Here is an 8750-nt window from a genome sequence, read left to right as displayed (position 1 = left end):
GAACTCGCCGGTGCCCGAATGGGTTCCCCGCATGTTCGATGGCGGCGAGAACTTCGTCTTGAGCCCGGGCACCATTGCCGTGCACCGCCAACTGCAAGTCGGCATCGCGAACCAGGGTCAGCACGTCGTGCGCCTCGCCACCGGCCGCCGGCAGCCGCCACAGCGCTTTGCCGGGGGCCTCGTCGTCGCCGGTCGGCCGGGATGCGAGGAAGAGCAGGTCACCGTCGGCGGTGAACTCCGGCGCGGACTCCCCCTTGGCGCCATGGGTCAGGCGCCGCGCGGGCCGTTCGCCGGCGGGGTCGAGTTCCCACAACGCGCTGACGAAGTCGGTGCGTTTGTGGTCGAGGCGCGCGATCGTCGTCACGACCCGGGAACCGTCGGGCGAGACCGCCAGCCCCGCCACCCGCGGTAACGCCAGGAACGCGTCGAGGTCGTGAAAAGGGGTAGGGCCGGAGCAATCCGGAGCAGAAGCCATACGGATTTCGTAACACACTGCCGGACATGACTTCACGTGGAATTAACACACCTTGACCGGTGGGACACATTCGCGGCGTTAGCGTCAAGCCTCGTACACCGTCAGTACGTCCGGAACACTGTGAATAAACCGTGTTCTCGGGAAGCCACCCCACAGACCCTGCGGAGGTCCCAGTGACACCTGAAGTCGAGGACGCGATCGCGTCCATGGCGGCAGTCAACAACGAGTTCTTCTACTGGATGTCGATCGCGTTGATGATGCTCATCCACGCCGGCTTCCTGGCGTACGAGATCGGTGCGTCCCGGTCGAAGAACGTACTGGCCACCGCGATGAAGAACCTGCTGGCCTTCGCCACCATCGTCGCGTCGTTCTTCTTCGTCGGCTGGTTCCTCTACAACGCGATGCCCAGCGGCTTCATCGAGTTCAACGACGCGGCCAAGGCGGCGTTGCCGTGGAGCGAGAACATGGGCCCGAACACCGCCGATCAGGCCAGCGGCATCTTCTGGGGCGCGTTCGCGCTGTTCGCCGCCACCACCGGATCGATCATGTCGGGCGCGGTCCTGGAACGGATCCGCACCAGCGGCTTCCTGGTGCTGACCGTGTTCGTCGGATCGGTGCTGTGGATCATCGGCGCGTCGTGGGGCTGGCACGGCGCCGGCTGGATGCTGACCGAGCTCGGTTTCCACGACGTGGGCGCCGCCGGCTGCGTGCACATGATCGCCGGGTTCGCCGCGCTGGGCATCCTGATCAACCTCGGGCCGCGGATCGGCCGATTCCTGCCCGACGGCACACCCGTGACGATCCGCCCGCACAACCTGCCGCTGACCATGCTGGGCCTGTTCCTGATCTTCACCGGCTTCTTCGGATTCCTGATGGGCTGCGTGATCTACGGCGCCACCGGCTACGCGACCATCTACGCCAGCCCGACCACGTTGTCGGCGTTCGCGTTCAACACGCTGATGGGTCTGGTCGGCGGCATCATCGGCGCCTACCTGATGTCGCGGGGCGAACCGTTCTGGACCATCTCCGGCGGCCTGGCCGGCGTCATCGCGGTGGCAGCGGGACTCGACCTGTACCACCCCGCTTTGACTTTCGTCATCGCGCTCGTCGGCGGCGGCCTGATCCCGTACATCGGCAAGCTGCTCGACAAGCTGAAGATCGACGATGTGGTGGGTGCGGTCGCCGTGCACGGCGGCATGGGCTTGTACTCGCTGCTCATGGCGGGCATCTTCCTGAGCGGATACCCGAACACCGACGGCAATCCGCCGATCTCGTTCTGGGGCCAGCTGATCGGTGCGCTGGTGTTCGCCGCCCTGGGCTTCATCCCCACCTATCTGTTGTCGCTGCTGCTCAAGAAGGTTGGGCTGCTACGGATTCCGAAGGAGGTCGAGGAGCAGGGTCTGGATCTCTCCGAGGTCCCGGCAACCCCGTATCCAGAGGGCATCCCCGTCACGGCCATGAAGGTCAACGGGTCGGTCATGGTCATCGCCGAGGAGGTCAAGTAGATGTTCAGTCCCATCACCAGCTACGACGAACCCGGAGTGGTGTTCACGTTCGGCGGCAACAGCTTCGGCGTGTGGCTGTTCTTCATCCTGGCCGTCGTCCTGTTCGTCGGTTTCTTCGTCCGGATGATCCAGCACGAGAACCACGCCTACAAGGCGATCATCGAGCACACCCCGGTCGAGAAGGGACCTGCGGCCGAGGGGGAACCACCCGTGTACTGACGTGCTTGCTCGCTTGCTTGCCCGCGAGCAGACATGAAACTGCCCGGATCCTCGCGGATCCGGGCAGTTTTGCGTCTGCTCAGCCGGCGTTGCGCAGCCATTCCACCGCGCGGTCGCGGTAGGCGATGATGCCCTTGTAGTCGGCCATGTCGTCGGGCAGATCCGCCAGCACCGCCGCGGCGCGCCGCCGCCACGGTTCATAGCCGGCCAGGTCGGCCAGCGGCAGCATATAGGTGCGGATCAGGAAGCAGATCGAGCCCGACTCCGGCAACCGGATCAGGTGCTGAACCTCGACGCGCAGATGCACCAGACGGCCGAACTGCTCGTCCGGGACGGTCTGGATCATCGTTCGGTCCGGGCCCCATTCGTGGTACCGCTCGGTCGAGACGTCCAGGCGGCGACCGACGGTCAGCGTCCAGTTGGTGCGCCGGTAGGTCTCCCCCGGCTGCAGCCGCATCAGGAACTCGCGGGCGCGGGTGATCACCCCGGTCTCCCGCAGTCGCGGCACGGGTCCGTGGATCTCCAGAAACGTCATGCCCACGTCGAAGCCGAACGACCAGTCGGCGGCGAAGGTGACCACGCCTGCGTCGCCGAACAGGTCCCCGTCACGCTGGTCGAGCAGCACGATGTCCTCCTGCACCTGACCGGCGATGTAGGCCAGCGGCTCGGTGGGCAGCGTCGCGTCGTCACCTATCACGAAGTCCTGGAGGACACCGAGACGATCGTTGCGCCACCGCCAGCCCGCCCCGTGCCGGTCGAGCGACATGATGTCCGGATACGCCCCGGCCATCTCGCGCATCAGCGTCAGCATCGCGTCCCAGCAGGCGGGCCGCATGTGCGGCAACACCAGGTACCTAGTCGGATCTGCGGCGAGAATGGCTGCGCGCTCGGCGAGTTCGGTTTCGTATTCGCTGTCGATGTCGACGACCCGCTCGCCCCAGCGTCCGGCCGGGGTCGGCACCGCCGCACCGGCAGGCTCCACGTTGGTGGTGTAACGGTACTCGTCCGCCGCGAACGGGAACGGGAACGTCTCGATAAGGTCGGGCGCCGAGATCACAATGCCAACTCCAGACTCTCGTCGTGGGCCCGGGACACACAGGCCATCATGGAATCCCCCGACTTCTTCTCCTGTTCGGACAGGTACAGGTCACGGTGGGCTACGGCGCCGCGCGACACCGGGATCCGGCACTCCCCGCACACTCCCCGGCGGCACAGGTTCGGCACGCCGACGCCGCGGCTTTCGAGCGCTTCGAGCAACGAGACCCCGGCGTCGACGGTGAACTCCTCCCCGCTGGAGGACAGCCGCACCGTGAACGGTTCTCCTGGGTCGAGCGCGTCGGCTCCGAAATGCTCGACGTGGACGCGGCTGGGCGGCCAACCGAGATCAGCCGCGGTGGTGGTGACGAACTCGATGAACGAGGCGGGCCCGCAGACATAGAGGTGAGTTCCCAGCGGCTGATCGGCCAGGCCGGCCGTCAACTCGTCGGCGAACACCGCGCGGTCGGTGTGGATCGCCGCGTGCTCGGTGAGCCGGCGGACGGTGTCGACGTAGGCGCCCCGTCCGGGCCGGTGGATGTACAGCAGCCGCGCATCCCGTTGCCACAGCCGGGCGCTGCGCAGATGGGACACCATCGGGGTGATACCGATCCCGGCTGCCACCAGCAGGTGCCGCCGGGCACGCAGGACCGGCGCGAACGCGCTGCGCGGCGGGCGGGCGAGCACCGTGTCACCGACGGAGAGCTCGTCGTGGATCCAGCGGGACCCGCTCGGCGCACCCTCGGTGCCGGCGCGCAGCACCGAGATCTCGTATGCCACAGGGGTGATGCCGTCACCGGTCAACGAGTACGCGTTGGCGGGTGCACCCGGTCCCCCGCACTCGATCACGACGTGGCTGCCGGGCGTGAACGACGGCAGCGCCGCGCCGTCCGGGTGGGTCAGCGTCAGCGTCCGGATACCGTCGAGGGCATCGTCGATCGCCGCGACGGTGAGTTTCATGGTGCTCACGACGCGACCTGCTGTTCGGCGTCGACCATGTAGCCGAGATGGGTCCCCAGGCGTCGTGAAACGTGATAGTGCACAAAAAGATTGCGGTCGCAGCCGGTGCAGACCACCGTGTCCTCCAGCTCCACGGCCGCGACGGTGACCGTGCGGCAGTGCACGCACTCCACCGCGCGCCGGTCGACCTCGGTGGACGCCACGGTCATCTCGTCGTCCGCGACTCCGGCCGCGACGGCCTCGGCCCGGACCTTCAGACAGGAACTGGCCGGGCCGGCCATCATCAGGCGCCACCCGACCCGGGCCTCGGCGAGATCTCCGCGCAACGCTTCGCAGGCCAGGCCGGCGGCGCCGTCGCCGTCCGGTATCTCGTGCACGCGGACGTTGTATTCGGCGCCGCTGTCGGCGATTTCGACACCCCACCGCCGGGCCACCTGCACTCCGGCGTCGCCGAACGCGATGATCGTCCAGTGCCTGCCGGTAAGGTCGGCGGTCGGGTGGGTCACGGCGGTCGCCCAGTCGGGCACGCTGGTCAGCTCGAGGGCAGGTCTCAATGACGCCTCCGGTAAACCTACGGTTGACAGTGTTGCCGTTCAGGAAACCAGCGGTGCGTTTCGTGAATGTGACGGTGCTGTCTCGTCCACTTGACGGGCCGCCTCGATAGGGTCGGTGCATGCCGGCGCACACCATCGTGATCGGGGCCGGCATCGCCGGCCTCGCGACTGCTGTGGCCCTGCGGCGCTGCGGACACGACGTGACGGTGATCGAACAACGCACCGACGTCAGTTCGGGTGCGGGCATCAGCATCTGGCCCAACGCGTTGGCGGCCCTGGACCGGATCGGCCTGGGCGACGACGTCAGGGGCGCCGGCGGACGCGTGACCGCAGGCGCGATCCGCTGGCGGGACGGCTCGTGGCTGCGCCGCCCCGACGCGCAACGGATCGTCAACGCGCTCGGTGAACCCTTGGTGGTCGTGCGCCGGTCGGTGCTGACCCACATCCTCCTCGACGCACTCCCGCCGGGAACCGTGCAGACCGGGTCGGGGGTGGCCGCGGTGGCGATCGCCGGCTCTTCCGTTCACCTCACCTTGTCGGACGGCCGCACCTGCGACGCCGACGCGGTGGTCGGCGCGGACGGCGTGAACTCGGTGGTGGCGCGCACGCTCAACGGACCGCTGCCCAGCCGCTACGTCGGCTATACCGCGTGGCGGGGTGTCGCGGCGTACCCGCTGGATCCGGCGCTGGCCGGAGAGACCATGTCGGCGGGCACCGAAGTCGGCCACGTCCCGCTCGGCCCGGACCACACCTACTGGTTCGCGACCGAACGCACGCCGGAGGCCGGCCGCTCCCCCGGGGGCGAGCATGCGTACCTGACGGCGAAACTCGCCGGGTGGGCTGATCCGATCCCCGCGCTGCTGGCCGCGACCGACCCCGCCGAGGTGCTGCGTAACGATCTGTTCGACCGCGCCCAGCCAAAGCACTGGTCGCGCGGACCCGCGGTGCTCGTAGGGGACGCGGCGCATCCGATGCGCCCCCATCTCGGCCAAGGAGGTTGTCAGGGGCTCGAAGACGCGGCGATCCTGGCGCGGTTCGTCGAGTTGTGTCCCGATCTGCCGACCGCGTTCGACAGGTTCGCGGCGTTCCGCAGACGCCGGGTGCGCCCGTTGGTGCGCGAGTCCGCGGCCATCGGCCGAATCGTCAACCTGCGGCCCGCCGTGCTCGGCGGCCTGGCCAGCAGGGCGACCGCCGTGATCCCGGAGTGGGTGGTCACGCGCCACCTGGCCTGGATCGCGGCCGGCGCCGCGTTCGTCCTGCCCACGGCGACGGACGCCACCCGCTGAGGACCGGTCAGCGCGCCGAGCGCGGCGCGAAGATCGCCGTGCACATCTTGCGGAGATCGAGGACACCGCCGAAGACCGACGTCGGCATCGTGGCGCAACCGTCGGCCCGGCCCGCGGCTCCGGCCGGTACCGCGGCCGGAGCCGCCGGAGCGGGGTTGCCCCACACCTGGGCGGCGAGGCCCTTGGCACCGCACTTCGGCCAGGCCTTCAAACCCTGGGTGCGCAGCACGTTCTCGGCGACGCGGATCTGCTCATGGCGCGGTGCCCGGGCCGGGTTACCGACGCCCCCGTTGGCCGACCAGGTGGTCTGCTTGAACTGCAACCCGCCGAAATGCCCGTTGCCGGTGTTGATCGCCCAGTTGCCGCCCGATTCACACTGCGCGATCGCGTCCCAGTTGACGGAATCGGCGTGCGCGGTGGCGGTGGCGCCGTCCAGGGCCATCGGCACGACGGCCAGGGCTCCGGAGATCGCGGCGGCCATCAGGCCCTTGTTGACAGCGGTACGAACGTTCATCTCTGCGGTCCTTCCCCGACCGTTGTGACTCAAGGCCCGCGGTGAAGTGACGAAACCTTCACGATGCGGCTACCTGCACTGTCGAGTGGCGTGGATCACCTGTTACCGAAGCGACGAAAGTTTTAACAGTTGCTTATCTGACGTAAGAGGCCTCTGAGAGGGATGGATGTAGAGGTACAGACGTGACAGAGGCGGTGCCGACTCGGGTCGGCACCGCCTCTGCGGTGGCGTGTGCCGGCGGTCAGCCGTGCGCGCCGCAGGTCGGCCACGCGCCGATGCCCTGCGTCTGCAGGACGTTGTTGGCCACGCGGATCTGCTCCTCGCGGCTGGCGTGGTGCGGTGCACCCGAGCCGCCGTTGGACTGCCAGGTGCTCATGGTGAACTGCAGGCCGCCGTAGTACCCGTTGCCGGTGTTGATCGACCAGTTACCGCCCGATTCGCAGGCGGCCACGGCGTCCCAGTTGACGCCGTCCGCATTCGCGGTGCCCGTCGCCAGAGCCATGGGCGCGATGGTGAGCGCCCCAGCGATCGTGGCCAGCCCGAACGTCTTGCGGATGTTCTTCAAAACTTCAGTCCTTTCGCGAGCGCGCGCCGATGACACCCGCGGACACGTCGTGTCGCACGGGCGTGGTGCCTGGAGGACAGGCAGTCGATTGGGTCGTGCCGTCTCGGTCAGGCACAACAGGGGAGGTCAGCTCAGACCTCGCCGGATCGAGGAACCCGGCGGCCCGGCGGCCGAATCAGCCGCCCCGGCCCCACTCACACGCTGGTTCGTGGTTTTGAGTTATTTGCTCCGTAAGAAGCTGTTTGGGACCGTACAAACCGGATCACCCAAAGTCATGTCGCCCGAAAGCGCGTCGCGAACAGATCACGGAATGATCACGGATCCGCCCCGCCGCCGTCCGCGCAGGTCAGTCGCCGGATTGACGCCGCCGCTGGAATAAACCTGAACACTCCCGATAGTGAGCCAAATCACCGCGATTTTGTGAGCCGGACCACTGTGCGACGGTCATCTACACGCCGGAGACGGGCCGATACCGCCCCGAAACCCCTGATCCAGCCTGGCCGTACGGGCCGAGAGCCGGCACACGGTTCGCTGAGAGGCGCCCGATGGAGACGATGAGAAGCACTGTCCCACAGTTGATCTCAACCCCGAACAGTTCCGACCCATGGTTCACTCATCCGGCGCGGTGGTCCCAGATGCATTGCGGTGACCGATGTTCCAGCCCGAAGTGGCTGCGCCCCGACCCCGGCCACCCCGACGCACCAAGCCGGATTGCGACTTCCGGCAATGAATACGGGTGGGGTCTCCAATTGCGGCGAACCGGCGTTCTGCGTTATGAGGCCGCCAAAGTTGGTCGAATTGACCGCTTTTCACCACCGGAAATCACGGAATATATTGCGCTACAGCATAATTGGTCGGCAAATCGGACGAACCGACGCCGACTCGCACTTTCATGACACCTGTCAATTATTACGACAGTAAAACGAATCAATTCGTTGCGTTTTGCATCGAAATGGACAATTTCAAAATGCAAATATTGGCGCAGTGTTTGCTAGCGCAATCGGGGCGGGAGGAAGCCGGCCAGCTCGTCCGCCGTGTTGACGTTCGTGAGCGCGCGCTGCTCGGGCAGCACGATCCGTTGTGTGTCGACGGCGTCCACCAGAGCACGCATGCTGCGCTGCCCTGTCTCCAGCAGTTCCGACACGAGGCTGTGAAGTGCGGTGCGGTAGACGCCCGCGAGATAGTGGTCGCGCCCGTCCCACGGCAGCACCACGTCGGCGTGCAACCGATGGGCGGGGCCGGCGAGGAGGTCGATCACCTCTGGGGTCAGCGCGGGCATGTCGACAGCGCTGACGAACGCGTGTCCGCGCCCGGCCTCCGCCGCCGCGCGCAGACCGCGCCCGGTGGCCGGGAGCGGACCGAGTCCGCGGATCTCGTCACGCAGGACGACCGCGTCCAGCTCGGGCAGCGCCTGACCCGGCGCTGCGATCACGAAGACGGGTGCGCAGCGGGTGCGTACCACCGAGACCACGCGTTCGACGAGCGTGACGGGACCCGAAGGACCGTCGATGGGCAGGGTCGCCTTGTCACGGCCCATCCGGCGGGATGCCCCACCGGCGAGTACGACAGCGGCCAACGGCAGCGAGGACGTCACACCGGTGACGTTAGCGCAGCTACCTACGCCGGGTCAGGCAGTC

10 protein-coding genes are annotated in these 8750 nt (G+C 67.5%); 3 read left to right on the top strand and 7 right to left on the bottom strand.

Annotated elements, in window-relative coordinates:
• Positions 1-475: TolB family protein (locus tag ASJ79_RS17090; protein WP_369803698.1), on the bottom strand; the 475-nt coding region annotated here is incomplete at its 3' end.
• 173 nt (positions 476-648) lie between these two features.
• On the opposite strand from ASJ79_RS17090, the gene ASJ79_RS17085 reads away from it, so the two are divergent.
• Positions 649-1980, top strand: a complete 1332-nt coding sequence (locus ASJ79_RS17085) for an ammonium transporter (protein ID WP_067957453.1) — start codon at positions 649-651, stop codon at positions 1978-1980.
• Positions 1981-2199 (top strand): hypothetical protein, encoded by a 219-nt coding sequence (locus tag ASJ79_RS17080; RefSeq protein ID WP_067957450.1) that lies wholly within the window; start codon positions 1981-1983, stop codon positions 2197-2199. It begins immediately after the preceding gene.
• Positions 2200-2278: 79 nt separating this feature from the next.
• Here the strand turns inward: ASJ79_RS17080 and ASJ79_RS17075 are convergent, their stop codons facing one another.
• Genes ASJ79_RS17075 through ASJ79_RS17065 form a run of 3 tightly spaced genes read right to left on the bottom strand, consistent with a single transcriptional unit; the run spans position 2279 to position 4748 of the window.
• Positions 2279-3256 carry a DUF3445 domain-containing protein gene (locus ASJ79_RS17075; protein ID WP_067957447.1) on the bottom strand — a complete coding sequence of 326 codons (978 nt, stop codon included), beginning with the start codon at positions 3254-3256 and terminating at the stop codon, positions 2279-2281.
• Positions 3253-4203, bottom strand: coding sequence for a PDR/VanB family oxidoreductase (locus ASJ79_RS17070; protein ID WP_067957443.1), 951 nt, complete (start codon positions 4201-4203; stop codon positions 3253-3255). The genes ASJ79_RS17075 and ASJ79_RS17070 overlap by 4 nt, the downstream gene beginning before the upstream one ends.
• Positions 4200-4748 (bottom strand): dimethylamine monooxygenase subunit DmmA family protein, encoded by a 549-nt coding sequence (locus ASJ79_RS17065; protein ID WP_067957441.1) that lies wholly within the window; start codon positions 4746-4748, stop codon positions 4200-4202. Before ASJ79_RS17065 ends, ASJ79_RS17070 begins: the two co-directional genes overlap by 4 nt.
• 119 nt (positions 4749-4867) lie before the next feature.
• On the opposite strand from ASJ79_RS17065, the gene ASJ79_RS17060 reads away from it, so the two are divergent.
• Positions 4868-6034, top strand: coding sequence for an FAD-dependent oxidoreductase (locus ASJ79_RS17060; protein WP_067957439.1), 1167 nt, complete (start codon positions 4868-4870; stop codon positions 6032-6034).
• 7 nt (positions 6035-6041) lie between these two features.
• Here the strand turns inward: ASJ79_RS17060 and ASJ79_RS17055 are convergent, their stop codons facing one another.
• The 3 genes from ASJ79_RS17055 to mobA form a co-directional block, all read right to left on the bottom strand.
• Positions 6042-6548, bottom strand: a complete 507-nt coding sequence (locus tag ASJ79_RS17055) for a transglycosylase family protein (protein ID WP_067957435.1) — start codon at positions 6546-6548, stop codon at positions 6042-6044.
• A 241-nt stretch (positions 6549-6789) separates the two neighbouring features.
• Positions 6790-7113: a transglycosylase family protein gene (locus ASJ79_RS17050; RefSeq protein ID WP_067957431.1), complete on the bottom strand. Its 324-nt coding sequence runs from the start codon at positions 7111-7113 to the stop codon at positions 6790-6792.
• 991 nt (positions 7114-8104) lie between these two features.
• A complete protein-coding gene (mobA, locus tag ASJ79_RS17045; protein ID WP_082753884.1) occupies positions 8105-8707 on the bottom strand; it encodes a molybdenum cofactor guanylyltransferase in 603 nt (200 codons plus the stop codon).
• Positions 8708-8750: the final 43 nt, after the last annotated feature.

The organism is Mycobacterium sp. NAZ190054 (assembly GCF_001545925.1).
Taxonomy (GTDB): domain Bacteria; phylum Actinomycetota; class Actinomycetes; order Mycobacteriales; family Mycobacteriaceae; genus Mycobacterium.
Note: the sequence above shows the minus strand (reverse complement) of the source record. Positions and strands in the feature narration are given on the sequence as shown.